This is a genomic window from Streptomyces albidus (ex Kaewkla and Franco 2022), assembly GCF_013870515.1.
Taxonomy (GTDB): Bacteria; Actinomycetota; Actinomycetes; order Streptomycetales; family Streptomycetaceae; genus Streptomyces; species Streptomyces albidus.
The window spans coordinates 1-17,514 of sequence record NZ_JACBXA010000002.1; the positions used below are offsets into that span (position 1 = coordinate 1).

Below are 17,514 nucleotides of genomic sequence, written 5' to 3' on the forward strand. Positions count from 1 at the left end.
ATGCCGCCAGGACCGCCGGCGGCATCCGGCGCCCCGGTGTGAGGAGCGCGGATCTTCGGCCGGGCTCCCTACCCGGTGGGCTCCGGGTTGGTGTCGTCCTCGCCGGGGCGGGCTGCCGCGTCGCCGTGGAACTGCGGGTCGATCGCGTTCGCCGCACCGAGGGCTGTGAGCAGCCAGTCGTCGTCCTGGGACCGTGCCCGGGCGGCTTCGCGGTGGGCCAGCGCGGCTTCCAATTCGTCGAGTGCAGTCTCGAGCTGGGTGCTTTCCATACCGGCAGCCGCTTCGCGAACGTGCTGGCGTGCTTCTTCCACGCCTTGATTCGCGTCCTCGTACAGGGCGTCGAGCTCGGACTTTTTCGGATCAGCCATGTCTCCGAGCGTACGGTTCCGGAGCCCCGGTCTGTCGCGCCGGGTCCTTCAAAGCGTCGCCATGACGGGCGAGGGCACGGCGAAATCCCTGCCACCGTGCCGCTCCCGACGCGGGAGAGGCGCCGGCACTCGATTTGCCGACCACGGTCGACAGGGGTGTGGCACCACGTGACGGGGTGGCCTCGCCGAGTCACGGCGAGGCCACCCCGGTGGGTTCCGCGGTGTTACTTGATGCCGAGGACCTGCTCCAGCGGGTCGATGGCGAAGTACACGAGGAAGAGCACCGCGGTGCCCCAGAGCAGCCAGTGGACCTCACGGGCCTTGCCCAGGCACGCCTTGATGATCACGTAGGCGACGAAGCCGGCACCGATGCCGTTGGTGATGGAGTACGTGAACGGCATGACGACGATGGTCAGGAAGGCCGGGATCGCGAGTTCGTAGCGGTCCCAGTCGATGTGCCTGACCTGGGTCATCATCAGGAATCCGACCGCGACCAGGGCGGGGGACGCCGCCTGGAGCGGCACGATCGTCATGACCGGGGTGAGGAAGAGGGCGAAGGCGAACAGGCCGCCGGTGATGAGGTTGGCGAAGCCGGTCCTGGCTCCTTCCCCGACACCCGCGGCGGACTCGATGTAGGTCGTGGCTGACGACGAGGCCGAGGCGCCGCCGGCGACGGCGGCCGCGCCGTCGATGAGCAGGACCCTGCCCAGCCCGGGGACCTGGCCGCGCTCGTCGAGGAGTCCGGCTTCGGCGGTGACGCCGACGACGGTGCCCATGGTGTCGAAGAAGTCGGACAGGATGAGTGTGAAGACGAGCAGGACGACCGTCAGGACGCTGACCTGTCCGAAGGCGCCGAGCAGGTCGAAGTTGCCCAGCAGGCCGAAGTCGGGGGCTGAGACGGGCTTGTCCGGCAGCGACGGCGAGGTCAGGCCCCAGGTCTTGACCTTGGCGAACTCGTTGACGATGACGGCGACGATGGTCATCAGGACGATGCTGATGAGGATGGCGCCCTTGACCTTGCGGGCGAGCAGGACGACCGTCACGAGCACGCCGAGGCAGAAGACGAGCATCGGCCAGCCGGTGAGCGTGCCGGTGCCGAGCTGGACGGGCACGGTGGTCTTCGCGGCGTCCGGGATGCGGGTGACGAAGCCGGCGTCCACGAAGCCGATGAAGGCGATGAACAGGCCGATGCCGACGCTGATGGCTTGCTTGAGGGGTTGCGGGATGGCGTGCATGACGGCCTCGCGAAGGCCGGTCATGACCAGGACGCAGATCAGCAGGCCCTCGATCACGATGATGCCCATCGCGTCGTCCCAGGCCATGAGGGGGGCGACCTGCACTGCGACGATGGCGTTGATGCCGAGACCCGCGGCCAGGGCGAGCGGCAGGTTACCGCCCACGCCCATGATCAAGGTCATCACCGCGGCCACCAGGGCCGTGGCGGTGGCCAGTTGGGCGGGATCCAACTGGTCGCCGAACTTGTCCTTGGCGCTGCCGAGGATGATCGGGTTGAGTACGAGGATGTACGCCATCGTGAAGAAGGTGGCGAACCCGCCGCGTATCTCCCGGCTGTACGTCGACCCGCGCTCGCTGATGCGGAAGAACCGGTCGAGTGAGCCGCCGGTTCTGGTGGGCGGCGCCTCGGCAGTGCTCGTCGTGCTGGTCTGCATGACTGCGTCTCCTGGACCTACAGGGTAAGAGGGGGGAAGCGGGACAGTGCCGCCTCGGAGCGTGTGACGGTAGTCGTGCGAACACGCATGCGGCACCTCGCGAGCCGGATCATACGCGGCACAACGGGATTCACAATCGTGTTGGGGCATCCCGTGGTTGACGGCGGCAAGCGGGCCCTGTCGGTTCCTACAGAATCGCTCCCGACCTATCACTCAAAACGGGATGCAGGCGACAGCGGACGTGGAGTTGCGGTCGGTAACTGCTTACTCTCTGCCCGTGCACCCTCCGATCCCCTTCAACGCGCGTGCTGCCCGCACCCTGCGCGAGAAGCTCGGGATGGCCCCCGGCCACGTCGCTTATGGCATGCGTGCTTCTTACGGCATGGCTCACATCACTCCCGAGCACATCGCGGCATGGGAACGCGGCGACGCCCTGCCCAACGCCAGTGAACTCTCCGCTCTGGCCGGGGCTCTGTGGTGTGCCCCTGACGAACTCATGGGCAGTCCCCACACCTTGCTCGAGCACCGGCTGGCACGCGGAATATCCGTCGAGGACATAGCCCGCCTCGTGGGCATCGACCTCGAGGCCTACCGTCACATGGAAGGGACCGGGCGGTGGACGGGGGACAAGCGGCAGTCCGCCAACCTCAGCAGCGTCCTCAACCTCCCCCCGCGTGACTTCATCGCCATCACGGGCCTGGAGGAAGAGCTCGCCCGTCTGCTCACCGAGGCCGTCTCCACCCGCTGGCAGGCCCACGTCCGCGCCATCGCCAAGCTCCTCGCCATGGACCGCCGCGACCTGCAGGAGCCCCTGCGGGACATGCAGCAGGAGTACCAGACCCTCATGGCGGCCACCCTCAGCCGAGCCAGCACCGCCTCCGGCGAAGCCGGACGGCTCTTCATCGAGGACATCATCAACCAGTTCTGGTCCCGGCTCCCGGAGCACCCGTAGAGCTCGGCCGGGTTTCGCAGACGCACTGCCGTGTTCGGATGACCGGTCGTTCCGTCGTCGGGCGGCGGATGCGGTCCGGCAGGAACAGGCAGGCACCTCGGGGCTCTTGAGCAGCCCTGGAGCGCGGGTCACGCCAGTGATCGCGGCGGTGGACGGCCGACTGCTTGAGCATCGCCGGTCAGCCGTCGCCGACTTCACGCCGGATTCGTACTCAGGACGTGCCTGCGGCGTGGGTCATTCTCCGCGCCAGACGTTGTCGAAGGCCGCCTCCTCGATGGCGCGGCGTTGCCGCACGGCCTCCAGTTCCGTCAACGCGTCGTTGACCGCAGCGAGCACCGTCGCCACCGCGTCGTCCACCGTCGCGGACTCCCCGCTCCGCTCGCTGCGGACCCCGAGGGCCTCGGTGAGGGCGGCCAGGACGGGCTCATCCGATTCCCGGCGCTCCGCAGCCGCATGGCGATCCGGCGTATCGGCCAGCACCAGCTGACCGGACTGGAAGAATCTCCAGCGGCGGGGCCGCCGGGTGAGCTGACCCGCCGACTCGAGGTCGGCCAGATACTCCGCCGACAGACCGCGGCCCCTGCGCCACAGCCACTCCTCGACCGTCTCGTACGGCGCTCGCCTGACCAGCGACGACTCGGCCTCGTCCAGCAAGCGGTCAGTCGTCTCCGGGCGGTGGCCCGGCACGATGTCCTCGCCGTCCAGCCCGACGGCCTGGGCGGTGAGAAGGTCGATCAGCTCGGCCCCCGCCAGCGCCAGCGCCATGTCCCCTCGCTCCAGGGGTCGGTCGGGCGTCACGTCCAGGGCGGTTATCAACAGGTCCCGTGGTGTGGTCATGGTCAGCTCCCCGTCGAGGGCATCCGTGAGTGATGCGTCCACGGCTTGTGCGGCAACGGCACGAGGCCGAGCGGCAAGTCACGTTCCATTGTCGGCGACCGCCGTGACGGCTGCAGGCGGGAGCGGGGAGATCGGCTGCATCCCGGCTCGGACGGACGGGGCATCGAGCCGTGCGACCGGCGCTCATGGGAGACCCGGGCGACGCCCTCAGTGGCCGGCCGCGACTCTGCGTTGCCGATCGGCCAAGCCCCCGGCGGCCGGCCGTACGTGCAGTCCGGCGTGACACGGCTCCGTGTATCCCGTACTACGCTGGAAAAGCAGGCAAATCATGCTGAAACAGCACAATCGGGTGCCGTCACGATGCCTTTCGCAGAGAAAGAAGCCGGCGCATTCCGTTCATGAGGTGGTGAGGGCAGGAATTCTGCCTCGACCTGCGAACGAGCTCAGACAGTAAGGAGATCCAGATGTCTGTCTCTCCCGAAAAGCCATCGGTACGGCCGTTCACGTTCGACTTCCCCGAGTCCGATCTCGAGGATTTGCGTGCGCGCATCGCGGCCACGCGTTGGCCCGACAAGGAGACTGTCGCGGATCAGACGCAGGGCACGCCGCTCGAGACCACTCAGGAACTCGCACGCTACTGGGCGTCGGACTACGACTGGCGCAAGGTCGAGGCGAGGCTGAAGGCTCTGCCGCATTTCATCACCGAGATCGACGGGCTCGACATCCACTTCATCCACGTCCGCTCGCCGCATGAGAATGCTCTGCCGCTGATCGTGACGCACGGATGGCCCGGTTCGATCATCGAGCAGATGAAGATCATCGAACCGCTCACCAATCCCACGGCCTACGGCGCGAGCGCGTCGGACGCCTTCCATCTGGTGATTCCGTCGTTGCCCGGCTACGGGTTCTCGGGCAAGCCGACCACGAAGGGCTGGGGCCCTGAGCATGTGGCAAGCGCCTGGGCAGAGTTGATGACGCGCCTCGGTTACAAGAAGTACGTGGCGCAGGGCGGTGACTGGGGTGCGATCGTCACGGATCTCATGGGTGTGCAAGCGCCCGAGGGTCTGCACGGCATCCACACCAACATGGCCTGCGTTGTCCCGCCCGACATCGACATGGCCCTCCAGACCGGCGGTGCGCTGCCCTCAGACCTCTCGGCAGAGGAGAAGACGGCCTGCGAGCAGTTGGGCTTCTTCTACCAGCACGTCTCCTACGGCCTCATCATGGGTGACCGCCCGCAGACGCTGACCGGACTGGCGGATTCACCCGCCGGGTTGGCGGCATTTCTGCTCGACCACGATGCGCGCAGTCTTGAGCTGATCTCGCGGGCCTTTGCCGGACGCCCCGGAGGCCTCACGCGAGACGACGTTCTCGACAACGTGACGCTGTTCTGGTTGACGAATACCGCGATTTCCGCGGCTCGTCTCTACTGGGAGAACACCCTCCCGTTCTTCTCCGTCAAGGGAGTCTCCGTACCGGTTGCCGTCAGCGTCTTCCCCGACGAGCTCTACCAGGCTCCGAAGAGCTGGGCGGAGGAGGGGTATCCCAAGCTCATGTACTACAACAGGCTCGAAAAGGGCGGCCACTTCGCCGCCTGGGAGCAGCCGGAACTCTTCGTGGGAGAGCTTCGAGCGGGTTTCCGGCAGCTTCGCTAGAGCGCTGGAGAAGGTGGCTCTCGACGGCACGTCCAGTCACCTGAATGAAGAACCAGGTTCTCGAATCAGGATTCATGGGTCTGACCGGCGTCGGCGGGCCATCTTCCGTCGTGTCGCTTTTCCCTCCCTGGGCGAGGGCAGAAACCACCACTGGAGGAGGAAGCATGCTGCAGGGTTACACCGTGCCGCTCTCACCGCGGGGAGAGGCGAACCTCGCGTCCGCACCCCCTTGGCACTACGCCGGTGATCTGGTCGGCGTCGAGTTCTGGACGGACCCGGCGTCAGCCGAAGCGACGCTTCCCGAAGGGCTCGACCCCGACCCGAAGACCTCCGGGCGTGTGCTGGCACTGTTCTTCGACTGGCAGTTCTCCGGAGAGAATGACGAGTACCTCGACCCGGTGCGCAGTCAGTACCATGAATTCTTCGTCCTCGTCGACGCACACCTGAAGGGCGAGCCGGTCTCCTGGTGCCCCTACATCTACGTCGACAACGACCATGCCCTGGCGCGTGGTTGGGTCCAGGGGTTCCCGAAGAAGATGGGCGCGGTGCACCAGACGCGCATCTTCGCCTCCCCCGGCCGGGCCTCTCCGACTCTCGCCGCCGGCGCCCGTTTCGGCGCAAGCATGTCGTCAGGAGAACGGACGCTCGCCGAAGCCAGGGTGAAACTCGAGGAGCCGGTGAGCGAGCCTTCTTCGCTGTTCGGCCGCGACACGATCAATCTGCGCTACTTCCCGCGCCTGGCCGCAGGCGAGTACGACAAGCCTGTCGTTCACGAGCTGGTGAGAATGATTGCCGAAGACCAGCAGATCGCCGACATGTGGGCCGGTACCGGCGAGATCTCCCTCTCTCCGGCGGTCGGCGAGGAGCTGGCGGACCTGGCTCCGGTCCGCATGGGCGCGGGCTTCCGCCTGTCGATGTCGTACAGCGTCACGGAAGTACGCGACGTCGGCTGAGGCCTGCACAGGCCTGTACCGAGGGAGGCGTGATGCCTCCGGCTGAATGTGCCCGGCCGTGGAGGTAACACCGGGGCCGGCAGGAGGCCTCCTGCATCCTCGACTGCCGGACACAGCAGGCCGGTTGAAAGCACCAGTGATCAAAGCTCACTCACCGGGTGCCGTCGGGTGAACTCGTCGGCGAGCATGCCCAGAATGACGAGGTCGTGGTACCGGCCGGCGAGGAAGACGTGATCGCGGAGGCGGCCTTCCTCGACGAAACCGAGCCGCCGCTGGAGCGCCAACGACCCTTCGTTGTACGCGAAGACCTTCGCTTCGCACTTGTGATAGCGCCGCTCGGCGAACATGTAGCGCAGCAGCAGCACGACGGCTTCCGCCGCATAGCCCTCGCGTCGGTGATCGGCACCGATGGTGACGCCGTATTCGAACCTGCCCGCATTCGGGTCGGCGTAGTGAGAGCCGACGGCACCCACGACCTCGCCCGTGTCGACGGCTTCGATTGCCAGCCTGAAGCAGTCGCCGTCGGACTTGGCAGCGGCCAGCTCGTTGGCCCGGACGCGGTAGCTCTCGGCGGAACGGGGCGGATGCAGCACGTCCCCCGACCGCTCCTCGTCTTCGGTCAGGCGCATGAACGCGGCCCCGTCGCCGGGCTCGATACCGCGCAGCCGTATCCGCTTGCTCGTCCAGAACGATGTCATCCGCCAATGGAACAGGCCGAGGCATCCGGATTCCAGGCCGAGCCTGTGCTGCTCCGCCTCGCTGTCGTTGTTGCGTACCCCCCGCGCAGGGCGAGGAGCAGCGGTCACACGGCTCAGCGCCCTTGCCGGGCACGCCACTCGGCCAGGCCGAGCGCTGAGAAAGCCGCGATCGCGGCAAGGACGGCGGCCGTTGGCGGCACGGTGAACGCGGCGGGCCAGGAGAGGTGACGGGCGTGCTCGGCCACCCAGCCTCCGGCGGCCGATCCGGCGGCGATGCCGCTCAGAAGGGCGGTCACCGCGCACGTCATGCCCTCGTTCAACCGCGCTGCCGGGACCGTCTCCTGGATCAGCGTCATGCCCGTCACCATCGCCGGAGCGGTCCCCATCCCGGCGACGAGCAGGGCGACAGCGAGTACCGCCAGGCTCCCGGTGGCGGCCGCCGTGAGGGGCAGCAACGCCAGTACGGCCACTGCGCCGACGCACAGTGCGAACCGGCGCGTGAGCGGTGTGGCAGGCGGGCGCACCGTGCCCATGAACAGCCCCGCTGCGGCCGACCCCATGGCCTGGCAGGCGAGCACCACACCCGCCGCCCCCTGCTGCCCTTGCCCGTCGGCGAACGCGATCGTCGCCACCTCCATCGCTCCGAACACGCCGCCGGTGCACAGAAACGCCACCAACAGCGGCAGGAGGGCGCGCAGTCGGAGAGGTGGAACGGCATGGCCGGTGGAACTCGCCGCAACTGGGGGCTCGGTGCTGCGCTGTCCCGTGAAGATCAGCATCCCCAGCAGCAGAAGCGCGGCTCCGACCAACGTGCCGGCTTCTGCGAAGAGTTGGGTGCACAGCACGGCCGCGAGGGGAGGCCCCGCCATGAAGCACAACTCGTCGGCAGCCTGCTCGAAGGAGTTGGCGGTGTGGCGGGCGGCGGGATCCGTGCGGAAGAGATGGGCCCACCGGGCACGGGACAGGCCACCCGTGTTGGGCGTGGTGGCAGTAGCCGCGTACGAGGCGAACAGCATCCAGCCCGGCGCCCCGGACCGTACGCATGCGGCCAGCAACACCGCGCCAGCCACTGCGACCAGCGTCGCGGGCAGAGCGATCCGTGCCTGCCCGTGCCGGTCGATCAGCCGGGCCGTCAGCGGCCCCACCACGCCGGTGGCGGCGAGTCCCGTCGCGGTCACGGCCCCAGCGAGCGCGTACGAGCCCCGTGTAGTCGCGATCATGATGACCGCGGAGACACTGAGCATCCCCATGGGGAGCCGGGCGAGCAGGTTCCCCGCCGTGAAGGCACGAGCTCCCGGCACGGTGAACAGCCGTGCGTACGGGGCGAGTCGGCCTGGCGCAGATCGAGGACAGTGAAGAGGCCGGGCGCGGTCGGTCGTGGTCTTCGGACGTGCGATGAGTGTGTGACCGGTCATGCCCAGGAACTGCGTGCCGCCCCGGGACGAATGGTGATCGCGCCCGTCACGGCGGTGGACGGCGGCGCTGGGCATGCCTGCCAGACTCGCGGCCGGCGCAGCATCCCTCAACCTGTTTTCGACCCGGGAGCGGGTGGTCGTTCATTCCAGCGATCGCGCGGTCTCGGCGTACACGCGCCGTGGCTTCGCCGTGTCCCCGCGGCTGCTCCAGGTCGACCCCTCCTCGTAGCGGTCCGCAGCAAAGGGCGTCAGCTGCGGATGTCCCGGCTGATCGGCCACTGTCAGCGGGTCCTCGTAGGGTCTCTGCCGGTGATGCGACGCACCGGGGAGACGAGCGAGCAGCCCGGTCTCATCGACGAGGCCAGGAGCCACCAGGGGGATCGGATGATCGAGGTTCGTTGCGCAAGGCCGGACGACGGGGACGTGCTGGGCGAGATCCACGCCGAGGCCTGGAAGAGCGCCTACGCGCCCTTCTTCGAGCGGGAGTTCGCCGCACGTGCAGTCCAGAGCCGGCGTACGCGATGGCACGCACGGCTCGCTGAGGTGAAATGGTCGATCCTGCTCGCGGAGCTGGACGGCCGTCCCTTGGCCCTGTCCGCCACCGTCCCGTCGTCGACGCGGCCGGGTCTCGCGGAGATCGCCACCTTCTTCGGTCATCCCGACGGCTGGGGCAGCGGCGTCGCCACCTCGTTGATGAACGAGACGCTCGGCCGGATCCGCGACGACGGAGTCGCCCGGGTGCATCTGTGGACGCTGCGCGACACTCCGCGGTCCCGTCGCTTCTACGCGAAGTGCGGCTTCGCCGAGTCAGGCGCCGTGCGAGCCTTCGACTTCGGCGACGGCAACCCCCTCGAGCAGGTTGAGTACGAGCGTCCCTGCTGACGTCGGCAGGGAGACGGGCGCTCTCGGACGCGTCAACGCCGGTGCCCCGGAGCGGTCCTGGAGCCGACCGACCGTTGTGCAGACATCATCGACGTCCAACACCCGCTGAAAGGGCCCGTCATGACGACCACTCCGAACGACCCGCGCCCCGTTCCCACGCCGTTGGGATGGTGTGCCGAGTGCGTCCGCGAAGGCGTATGGCTCCGCGCCCTGACGCTCTGGCAAGGCACTGCCATGTGCGCCCAGCACGTCGTGTTCAAAGCGGGCGTCGGCGACGTCGAGCTGCCGGGTGACCCGGCGCTTCGTGACGGTCCGACCATGCTGGTGGACCAGTTGACGAGTGGGATTCGCAACGACGTCAGAAGTACGGGGTTCTGATTCCTGCGCGGCGCTCGGTGCTGCTGGGCCGACGTACACCGAGCGCCGGCGTTCCGGCGTCCCTGAGCGGCTGCCGATCCCCGAATCGCAACGAGTGCCGCGCAGTTGCTCACTCTCGGAGAACGGTCAACCGCTAGGACGCCCCCCGTGCGAGTTCCGTCGCCGCGAAGGACGCCTTGTCCCGCGACGTCGTCCCGTCCGTGATCCACCAGTGTGTGGGGTCCTCGCCGTACAGGCCGAACACCCCGTCGGATGCCCAGTTGAGGATCAGCTCGTCCTTGCCGTCGTCGTCGAAGTCGGCGGCTCCCGCGGGGCGGGCGCGCCGCTGACTCGCAGGTCCCTTCTTCACGTTGCGCCCGAGGGCGATGCGTCTGTCGCCGTCCATGAGCGTGGCGCCTTCGTATGTCGCGACGAGGACACCGTCGCGGCCGTCGCCGTCCGGGTCGGCAGCCGCGAAACCGCCGGGCCCGTAGTCGGTGGCAGCGCCCTCGGGTGCCGCGGGCAGCCGGTGTGTGACGGGGGCGCCTCGGTGCGGGTACACGGCGAGCGATCCGTCGACCTCGTGCGGTTCCGTTTCGTAGCCGGGCTCGTCGTTGCGGCTGCCGTCGTCCCCGACGGCCACATCACGCTTCCCGTCCCCGTCGAAGTCGCCGAACGCGTGGGCGTTGCCTTCGCGCAGCTGCTTGCTGACCGCCGACAGGCCGGTGCCGCGACGGGCCGGGTAGAGGAGGTTGCCGGACTGCTCGCCGTCGTTTGCTTCGTGCAGCAGCACGGAGGTCGCGCGCGGCTTGCCGGACGGGTCGATGTCGTCCACGACGAGCTCACCCTCCGACAACGACAGGTCGGTACCGGTGCGCGCGGGCACTCCGGACCGCGTGAACGGGCCGTAGAGCACCGCCAGGGAGGCATCGCCCAGGGACAACTCGGTCCCCGTGCGTGCCGCGAGGTCATGGTGCCCGTCCCCGTCGAAGTCGCCGCGCATCACGGACCCAAGTCCCAGGCTGGACACGCTCTTCGGCAGCCGCACCGGAGTGGCCTCGCCCCCCGCTTCCGGCCCGCCGGGCCCACCCCAGGTCACGTACGGAGCGGTGCGACGATCCTCCTCTGCCTGGTTCTCCACGTGCTTGTCCTCGACGGTCGTGACGAAGTCCGGGAACCCGTCGCCGTCCAGATCGGCGACCGTGTCCGGGGCGGCGCTCCCGCTCCCTGCTGCATCGTCCGGCGGGTCGGCCAGGCCCAGTTCGCTGCGGCCGTAGACCCTGCGCGTCGACGGATCGAGCCCCTTGGCCGAGCCGTAGAGCACCGCGACTCGCCCGTCCTCGGGGATGGGCATGACGAGGTCGCGGTACCCGTCGCCGTTGATGTCGTCGGGGTCCTTCGACCCCTTTCCGTGTGCCGGCGCGTGGCTCGCCTCGGGCGCCCCGGGCAGCGGGACTTCGTGAGCTGTTCCCCCGTCGCTGCATCCGGTGAGTGGGGCAAGCACCGCACAAGCAGCGAGGAAGGTGATGACCGTACGAGACTTCATGCGCTCGAACCTCACATCCCGCGGTGTGCCGGGTCAGCGGGGTCGAACGACTGTTGCCCACCTGTCGAACAGAGGAATGGTGCGGCGTACGGCTGAACGCGCCCTGGAGAAAGGCGCCTTCGGCTCCTGCGAGCTCAAAGCGCGTCATGGCCGGGCTCGTTGAGGGGCGTCAGCAGACGAGAGCGATGAAGGCAGGCGTCCTGGAGTCCCGTGTGCAACTCCCCAACGGACGGCGGGTCGTTGAACTGACGGAGCAGGGCACAGGTCTGCCCGACGACGTAACGGAGCTTGCTCAGGCCCTGAGCGGTAAGAGGCCGTCCGTCCACGACGAACGAGGCGAACGACAAAGGGCAAGGAGAGTCATACTCCCTTCCCTTTTCAACATATAGCGCACCCCGGGGCTTGCGGCAAGATCCGGGTCGTGCTGCAGAATCTCCGGGCGAAGCCAGAACCTGGGGAAAACAGGCCTTCGCGAAATACGCGCGTTTCATTGCCATATGGGTCCAGCACTGACGTCCAACCGCGGTCGGTCCCGCGGTGCGGTTGCAGGCGCTCGGCGGCACGAAGCACGAGCGTGAGCACCGACGGACCGCGGAGCGATGGCCTGAGTTCAATCTCGTTGAATGGGGGATTTCATGATCGACGTGATCGTGGTCGGCGGCGGACCGACCGGCATGATGCTGGCCGGCGAGTTGCGGCTGCACGGCGTGCACGTCCTCGTGCTGGAGAAGGAGGCGGAGCCGACGCCGTACGTCCGCTCGCTGGGCCTGCACGTGCGCAGCATCGAGGTGATGGACCAGCGCGGCCTTCTGGACCGGTTCCTTGCTCACGGCAAGCAGCACCCGGTCGGTGGCTTCTTCGCGGGCATCCCCAAGCCTTCGCCAGGCCGGCTGGACACCGCGCATCCCTACGTCCTCGGCATCCCGCAGCCCACCACCGATCGCCTGCTGGCGGAGCGTGCCACCGAGCTCGGCGCCGAGATCCGGCGCGGCTGCGAGGTGGTCGGGCTGAGCCAGGACGAGCACGGCGTGACCGTCGAGCTGGCCGGTGGGGGCGCCCCCGGCAACGAGGGCGTAGCCGCCGGGGGAGGGGCAGCCACGCAGCTGCGCTCGCGCTACCTCGTGGGCTGCGACGGCGGCCGCAGCACGGTGCGCAAGCTGCTCGGCGTCGGCTTCCCCGGCGAGCCCACCAGGGCCGAGACGCTGCTGGGCGAGATGGAGGTGGGCGTGCCGGCGGAGACGGTGGCCGCCGTGGTGGCCGAAGTCCGCAAGACACACCTGTGGTTCGGCGTGGGGCCCTTCGGGGGCGCCGTGTACCGCGTCGTCGTGCCTGCCGAGGGGGTGGCCGAGGACCGCACGGTCCCGCCGGACATCGAGGAGGTCAAGCGACAGCTGCAGGTCTTCGCCGGCACCGACTTCGGCGTGCACTCACCGCGCTGGATCTCCCGCTTCGGCGACGGCACCCGTCTGGCCGAGCGCTACCGGACCGGCCGGGCCCTGCTGGCCGGTGACGCGGCGCACGTCCACCCGCCGGTCGGCGGGCAGGGACTCAACCTCGGCATCCAGGACGCGTTCAACCTCGGCTGGAAGCTGGCCGCCGAGGTCGGCGGCTGGGCACCGGAGGGGCTGCTGGACAGTTACCACGGCGAACGGCACCCGGTGGCCGCCGACGTGCTGGACAACACCCGTGCGCAGACGCAGCTGATGTCGTCCGAGCCGGGCCCCCGCGCGCTGCGCCGGCTGGTGTCCGAACTGATGAGCTTCGAGGAGGTGAACCGGTACCTCACAGAGATGATCACTGCGATCGGGGTTCACTACGACTTCGGCGAGGGGCATCAACTGCTCGGCCGGCGGCTGCGGGACATGAAGCTGAAGCAGGGGCGCCTCTACGAGTTGCTGCACGCCGGTCGCGGACTGCTGCTCGACCAGACCGGCCGACTCTCGGTCACAGGCTGGGCGGACCGGGTCGACCATGTCGTCGACGTCAGCGAAGAACTGGACGCGCCCGCCGTGTTGCTGCGGCCCGACGGTCATGTGGCCTGGGCCGGCGAGGACCAGGCAGATCTGCTCAGCCATATGCCCCGGTGGTTCGGCGCACCCGCCGATTGAGTGCGCTGCCGCGGCACGAAGGTGTGCGGTGGTGACGGGACGCGCGAATCGCGGCGCCGATCCAGACCCCCTCGGCTTCGCCGGCGGCAGCATCATTCGGTGTTGCAGTCCGTCCGTGCCTTCGCCTGGTCTCGACGGGCCAGACGGGGGCGGGCTTTGTCCGTATGGCCGATGCACGCCGTGAGCATCGTGTTCACAAGATCGTGAAGGCTGACGGACCAGGGTGCCGGGTGAGGAGCTGGCTGGGCGAATGCAATGGGCCCCTCGCCGGATCGTCACTCCGGCGGGGGCCTTGTTCTGTCTCAGGGGACTTGATGCGTGCCGGGGCGGCGGGTGATCCGCGGCCCGCTCGGAGGACGGCAAGACTCAGGGGCCGAGCTTGAGGGCTCGGCCCCTGAGTCGTACCGGCGAAGGCCGGTCGCAGTGATTACGCGGCGAGCGCCGAGGTGCCGGTGCCGCCGGTGGCGTCACCAGCGGTGTTCTCGTTGTCCTCGTTGCCGATGCCGCAGAGCTGCTGGGTGGCGCTGGAGTCGGCGTCGCCCGCGTCCCCGATGGTCACCGGAGCGCCCGTGCCGATGAGGTCGAACGTCAGGGTGTTGCTGTCCGCGTCCTGCACGCAGTTGACGGGCGGGAGCTCCTGGGGCTCCCCACCGCCGGCGTACGCAGCACCGGCACCGAGCATGCTGACGCCGGCGACCATGGCGGCCACAACCGCTGCTTCGCGAAGCTTGCGCATTACTTCTCCACTTCCATGAGATCCAGATCGCGATCTCCAAGATCGCTGATGCCATAGAAGCTATTGGCGTAGATCGGCGCTTGATGCCGTAACACGCCGCTTTATCTGATTCTGTGTCAGATAGTGGCCTTTCGAGCCTCTTGCTGTTCTGTGCGGCGCCAGGGCCTGTCGCGCTGATGCCGCTCGCGTTGATTACTGAACGGGCCGGCTGGAGTCTCCGCCGGCAGGCGGAGAGTGTGCGCCAGGCGGGCCGCGCGAGGTGCACACGCAGGCCGCCCGGCTGTGCTTCGCGGCCGGCTCAGCGATCAACAACGGGCGGGGCAGTGGCCAGTTCGGGTCGGGCCGCTGCTCGGACCTGGTCTCAGCTCAGTGCGGATGGCTTCCGCGGCGGTGGAAGGCGCTGCAGCAGTTCCCACAGGGGTCGTGAGCCACCGGCCCATTCGCTCAACACGTGTCGGTCGACCAGATGGAGCTTCTGGGACTCGGCGAGCGGAGCACACGGTGCGGAGAACCGGCCGTTGGTCACCAGAACGACGACATCGGCACCGTGCAACTGCCGTGCGGTCCCGTTGAGGACGTGCAGGTCGGGAGTGCCGACGGGGGAGCCGACCGGCCCTCCGCGGCGGTGTTTGCACTGGATTACCCAGCGCCGCCCGAACGGATCCGTGGCTTTGACGTCCGCGCCGTTGTCGCCGGCCCCGCCGACCTGAAGCGCGTCTGAACATCCGTCGCGCAGCATCAGGTCACGTATCGCGTGCTCGAACTGCCGGTGATGAAGGGCGTCCAGTTGCGGCAGCAGGTACCGCAGTCTCTGTGCGGCGACTCTTTCCCACTTGGCGCGTTCGGTGCGAGTGGTCCACCACGTGTAGACCGCGAGCACCGCCAGGGTGCTGAGGACGATCAGCACCACCCGATGCGTCAGCAGCCACTGGACGACGGCGAGTGCCAGCGCGAAGAGGCTCGCTGCGGCGCCGAGCAGCAGGAGCAGTTGCTGCTCCTGCTGCTTCTTGCTGCGTCGCCTGCGCGTTCGCCGTCGAGGTGCCCGCCGAGCGCTCATCGTCCCTCCCCTTCCCCCGGAACGGCCGGAGCGGAGGCGTGCGGACGTGGCGCCGGCGCTGCTTCCCTTTCGGCGTCGGTGATGTGCAACTGGCCGCTGCCGATGGCCCAGATCATCAACATCGCCATCCCGAAGGTGGTCAGTTCACGGCGCGAACCCGGCGACGACCGGGCGTGCTCCGACACCTCGGTGCCGTCCTTCCTCGCGTACCTGCCGATCCACGGCATCGGCCCCCACCCCTTTCGCCAGCAATCTCCCGACAACAGCCAGCGTGACATCAGGCACTGACAATCAGTCAGGGAGGCTGCACGGACGGTGATCGTCATCAAGCCGCGGTAAGGGCCGGTCGGGGGGTGACGTGGCACGCGCCGCCGCAAGTGCACGCTGAGCAATCGGGCTCAATGCGGGCTGTTCGGCCGTGAGTTGAGGCTCCTCTCTGCCCTGGGGGTCCATGGCCGGGCTGGGTGAACGGCAGGCGCCTGAAGCTCCCAAGCGTCGCGCCTGCTTGGCGAACCCCAGCCCCCGTGATGGAGCTGCTTGTTGACGGGTGGTCAGCGCCACGCTTCGGCAGGGTCGGCGTGGGGGAGTCGGTCGTTGATGCCCGGACAGGCGCCTTCTCAGTCGACGAGGCGGCGAAGGTAGTCCGTGAGTCGGCGGACCTCTTCGGGGGTCGGTGCGTTGAAGGCTTCAGCGTTGGCTTCGGCCGCCGCCTCGGTGGCCGCCGGCAGAATCTCGCGGGCCTTGGGCGTGAGATGCAGCCGGGACGAACGAGCATCGGATTCGTGCTCGGTGAGCTGCCGGCCAGGCTCGCGGTCCGCCGCCACGGCGCAACTCCCGTCCTCCGGGCCCTCAGCCGCGCCGAACGGGCCCCCGAGACCATCGCCGCCATCTGAGAGAAGAGGCCCGTTCGCGAGCTGGCAGTGCTTTACGGGGACTCTTGCGGCGACTTGGCCGTAAGCCCGTCCGCCTGGGTCTGAGGGCTGTCCGTGGGGGGCACCGAGTGCGGCTGCTCCCGCTTGGGCAGCAGCAGCATCGCTCCCGCACCGATCACGGCGAGAACGGTCATCACCACGAAGCCGCTGGAGTAGCTGCCGGTGGTGGTGACGATGAAGCCCATCACCGACGGCGCGACGATCCCGGACGCGGCGAACGCCGCGTCGGCGAAGCCGGCCGCCGCACCGGGCTGCGCGGGCAGCGCGTCGATCGACGCCACCCACCAGATGCCGCCCGTGACGAACCCGGCTCCGACCCCGATCGAGATGAAGGTGACCGACACCGTCAGGGAAGGCGCGGCGAAGATCGGGATCAGCGCGGCGCCGGACGCCAGGAGCGCCACGCCCATGATGGTCAGCCGGCTCCTGGGGCTGCCCGTCCGCTTGAAGATCCTGTCGGTGAGCAGGCCGCCGATGAGCGCACCGATCACGCCGGCAGCCCACGGTGCGATGGTGAACAGGCCGACCGAGGTGATGCTCAGGCCGTACTCGTCGGTGAGGTAGCCGGGCAGCCAGTACATGAAGCCCCAGAACATGAAGCCCCAGGCGAAATAGCCCACAGCGATGATCCACAGGTTCCGGTTGGTCAGCAGGGGACGCCACTGGACCTTGTTCTTGGACGGACGCTCCTCGGCGAGCTGTCCGGCGGCGATGTACGCGCGCTCCGACTCGGAGACCTTCCCGTGCTCCTCGGGCGTGTTCCACAGCAGCCCGTACGCGACGGCGAACCACAGCACACCGACCCCGGCGAGCACCCAGAACATGCCGCGCCAGCCGACTCCGGCTATCAGCTGGGTCATCAGCGGCCCGCCGATCAGCAGCGAACCGGACACGGCCACGCCGCCGACCATGGCGAGGGCGATGCCGCGTTCCTTCTGCGGTATCCAGCGGCTCACCGTGCGGGTCGCCGCGGGGAAGCCGGGCCCCTCACCAGCGCCGAGAATGATCCGGGCCACGAACAGTCCCATGAACGTGCCGCTGACAGGCGTGACCGCCGTGACGACCGACCACAGGGCGACACCGACCAGCAGGATGCGCCGCGAGCCGTAGCGGTCGACGAGCGGGCCCGCGAGGAACGCGAACACCATGTACCCGATGGAGAAAGCGCTGCTGATCAGCCCGTACTCGTACTTGCTGATGCCGAACGCCTTGGTGAGCGGATCGATCGCGAAGCTGATCGCCGCCCGGTCGATGTAGTTGATGACGATGAGGGTGACGATCAACGAGAGCGTCAGCCATCGGTACTGGGTCCGGGTCTGGGTCTGGGGCTGGGTACGCATGGGGTTCA

17 protein-coding genes are annotated in these 17,514 nt (G+C 68.5%); 7 read left to right on the forward strand and 10 right to left on the reverse strand.

Annotated elements, in window-relative coordinates; all coding sequences use genetic code 11:
* Positions 1 to 68: 68 nt before the first annotated feature.
* Positions 69 to 368: a hypothetical protein gene (locus tag H5J26_RS00520; RefSeq protein WP_181763611.1), complete on the reverse strand. Its 300-nt coding sequence runs from the start codon at positions 366 to 368 to the stop codon at positions 69 to 71.
* 224 nt (positions 369 to 592) lie between these two features.
* Positions 593 to 2,038: an NCS2 family permease gene (locus H5J26_RS00525; protein WP_181763612.1), complete on the reverse strand. Its 1,446-nt coding sequence runs from the start codon at positions 2,036 to 2,038 to the stop codon at positions 593 to 595.
* Between the two features lie 277 nt (positions 2,039 to 2,315).
* On the opposite strand from H5J26_RS00525, the gene H5J26_RS00530 reads away from it, so the two are divergent.
* Positions 2,316 to 2,990, forward strand: a complete 675-nt coding sequence (locus H5J26_RS00530; RefSeq protein WP_181763613.1) for a helix-turn-helix domain-containing protein — start codon at positions 2,316 to 2,318, stop codon at positions 2,988 to 2,990.
* Between the two features lie 234 nt (positions 2,991 to 3,224).
* Here the strand turns inward: H5J26_RS00530 and H5J26_RS00535 are convergent, their stop codons facing one another.
* Complete coding sequence (locus H5J26_RS00535; RefSeq protein ID WP_181763614.1) at positions 3,225 to 3,827, reverse strand: GOLPH3/VPS74 family protein; 603 nt, start codon at positions 3,825 to 3,827, stop codon at positions 3,225 to 3,227.
* A 464-nt stretch (positions 3,828 to 4,291) separates the two neighbouring features.
* Between H5J26_RS00535 and H5J26_RS00540 the strand changes: the two genes are divergently transcribed.
* Entirely contained in the window at positions 4,292 to 5,482 is a 1,191-nt protein-coding gene (locus H5J26_RS00540; protein WP_181763615.1) for an epoxide hydrolase family protein, read from the forward strand.
* A gap of 164 nt (positions 5,483 to 5,646) precedes the next feature.
* Complete coding sequence (locus H5J26_RS00545) at positions 5,647 to 6,435, forward strand: acetoacetate decarboxylase family protein (RefSeq protein ID WP_181763616.1); 789 nt, start codon at positions 5,647 to 5,649, stop codon at positions 6,433 to 6,435.
* A 140-nt stretch (positions 6,436 to 6,575) separates the two neighbouring features.
* Here the strand turns inward: H5J26_RS00545 and H5J26_RS00550 are convergent, their stop codons facing one another.
* Both H5J26_RS00550 and H5J26_RS00555 read right to left on the reverse strand, forming a co-directional pair.
* Positions 6,576 to 7,133, reverse strand: a complete 558-nt coding sequence (locus tag H5J26_RS00550) for a GNAT family N-acetyltransferase (RefSeq protein WP_181763617.1) — start codon at positions 7,131 to 7,133, stop codon at positions 6,576 to 6,578.
* A 113-nt stretch (positions 7,134 to 7,246) separates the two neighbouring features.
* Positions 7,247 to 8,548, reverse strand: coding sequence for an MFS transporter (locus H5J26_RS00555; protein ID WP_419183741.1), 1,302 nt, complete (start codon positions 8,546 to 8,548; stop codon positions 7,247 to 7,249).
* A 312-nt stretch (positions 8,549 to 8,860) separates the two neighbouring features.
* Between H5J26_RS00555 and H5J26_RS00560 the strand changes: the two genes are divergently transcribed.
* Together H5J26_RS00560 and H5J26_RS00565 are read left to right on the forward strand one after the other, a co-directional pair.
* Positions 8,861 to 9,430, forward strand: a complete 570-nt coding sequence (locus H5J26_RS00560) for a GNAT family N-acetyltransferase (protein WP_235980128.1) — start codon at positions 8,861 to 8,863, stop codon at positions 9,428 to 9,430.
* Between the two features lie 120 nt (positions 9,431 to 9,550).
* Complete coding sequence (locus H5J26_RS00565; RefSeq protein WP_181763618.1) at positions 9,551 to 9,808, forward strand: hypothetical protein; 258 nt, start codon at positions 9,551 to 9,553, stop codon at positions 9,806 to 9,808.
* A 133-nt stretch (positions 9,809 to 9,941) separates the two neighbouring features.
* Here the strand turns inward: H5J26_RS00565 and H5J26_RS00570 are convergent, their stop codons facing one another.
* Positions 9,942 to 11,333 (reverse strand): FG-GAP repeat domain-containing protein, encoded by a 1,392-nt coding sequence (locus tag H5J26_RS00570; RefSeq protein WP_181763619.1) that lies wholly within the window; start codon positions 11,331 to 11,333, stop codon positions 9,942 to 9,944.
* Between the two features lie 635 nt (positions 11,334 to 11,968).
* Between H5J26_RS00570 and rox the strand changes: the two genes are divergently transcribed.
* Positions 11,969 to 13,441: a rifampin monooxygenase gene (gene rox, locus H5J26_RS00575; protein WP_181763701.1), complete on the forward strand. Its 1,473-nt coding sequence runs from the start codon at positions 11,969 to 11,971 to the stop codon at positions 13,439 to 13,441.
* A gap of 427 nt (positions 13,442 to 13,868) precedes the next feature.
* On the opposite strand, the gene H5J26_RS00580 is transcribed toward rox, so the two are convergent.
* Together H5J26_RS00580 and H5J26_RS00585 are read right to left on the reverse strand one after the other, a co-directional pair.
* Positions 13,869 to 14,177 (reverse strand): hypothetical protein, encoded by a 309-nt coding sequence (locus tag H5J26_RS00580; RefSeq protein WP_181763620.1) that lies wholly within the window; start codon positions 14,175 to 14,177, stop codon positions 13,869 to 13,871.
* A gap of 361 nt (positions 14,178 to 14,538) precedes the next feature.
* Positions 14,539 to 15,234: a restriction endonuclease gene (locus H5J26_RS00585; RefSeq protein WP_181763621.1), complete on the reverse strand. Its 696-nt coding sequence runs from the start codon at positions 15,232 to 15,234 to the stop codon at positions 14,539 to 14,541.
* Between the two features lie 81 nt (positions 15,235 to 15,315).
* Here H5J26_RS00585 and H5J26_RS00590 point away from each other — a divergent pair, with 81 nt between their 5' ends.
* On the forward strand, positions 15,316 to 15,522 hold the full coding sequence (locus H5J26_RS00590) for a hypothetical protein (protein WP_181763622.1): 207 nt from the start codon (positions 15,316 to 15,318) through the stop codon (positions 15,520 to 15,522).
* Between the two features lie 329 nt (positions 15,523 to 15,851).
* Here H5J26_RS00590 and H5J26_RS00595 read toward each other — a convergent pair whose 3' ends face one another.
* Together H5J26_RS00595 and H5J26_RS00600 are read right to left on the reverse strand one after the other, a co-directional pair.
* Positions 15,852 to 16,058 carry a hypothetical protein gene (locus tag H5J26_RS00595; protein ID WP_181763623.1) on the reverse strand — a complete coding sequence of 69 codons (207 nt, stop codon included), beginning with the start codon at positions 16,056 to 16,058 and terminating at the stop codon, positions 15,852 to 15,854.
* A gap of 101 nt (positions 16,059 to 16,159) precedes the next feature.
* Entirely contained in the window at positions 16,160 to 17,506 is a 1,347-nt protein-coding gene (locus tag H5J26_RS00600; RefSeq protein ID WP_181763624.1) for an MFS transporter, read from the reverse strand.
* Positions 17,507 to 17,514: the final 8 nt, after the last annotated feature.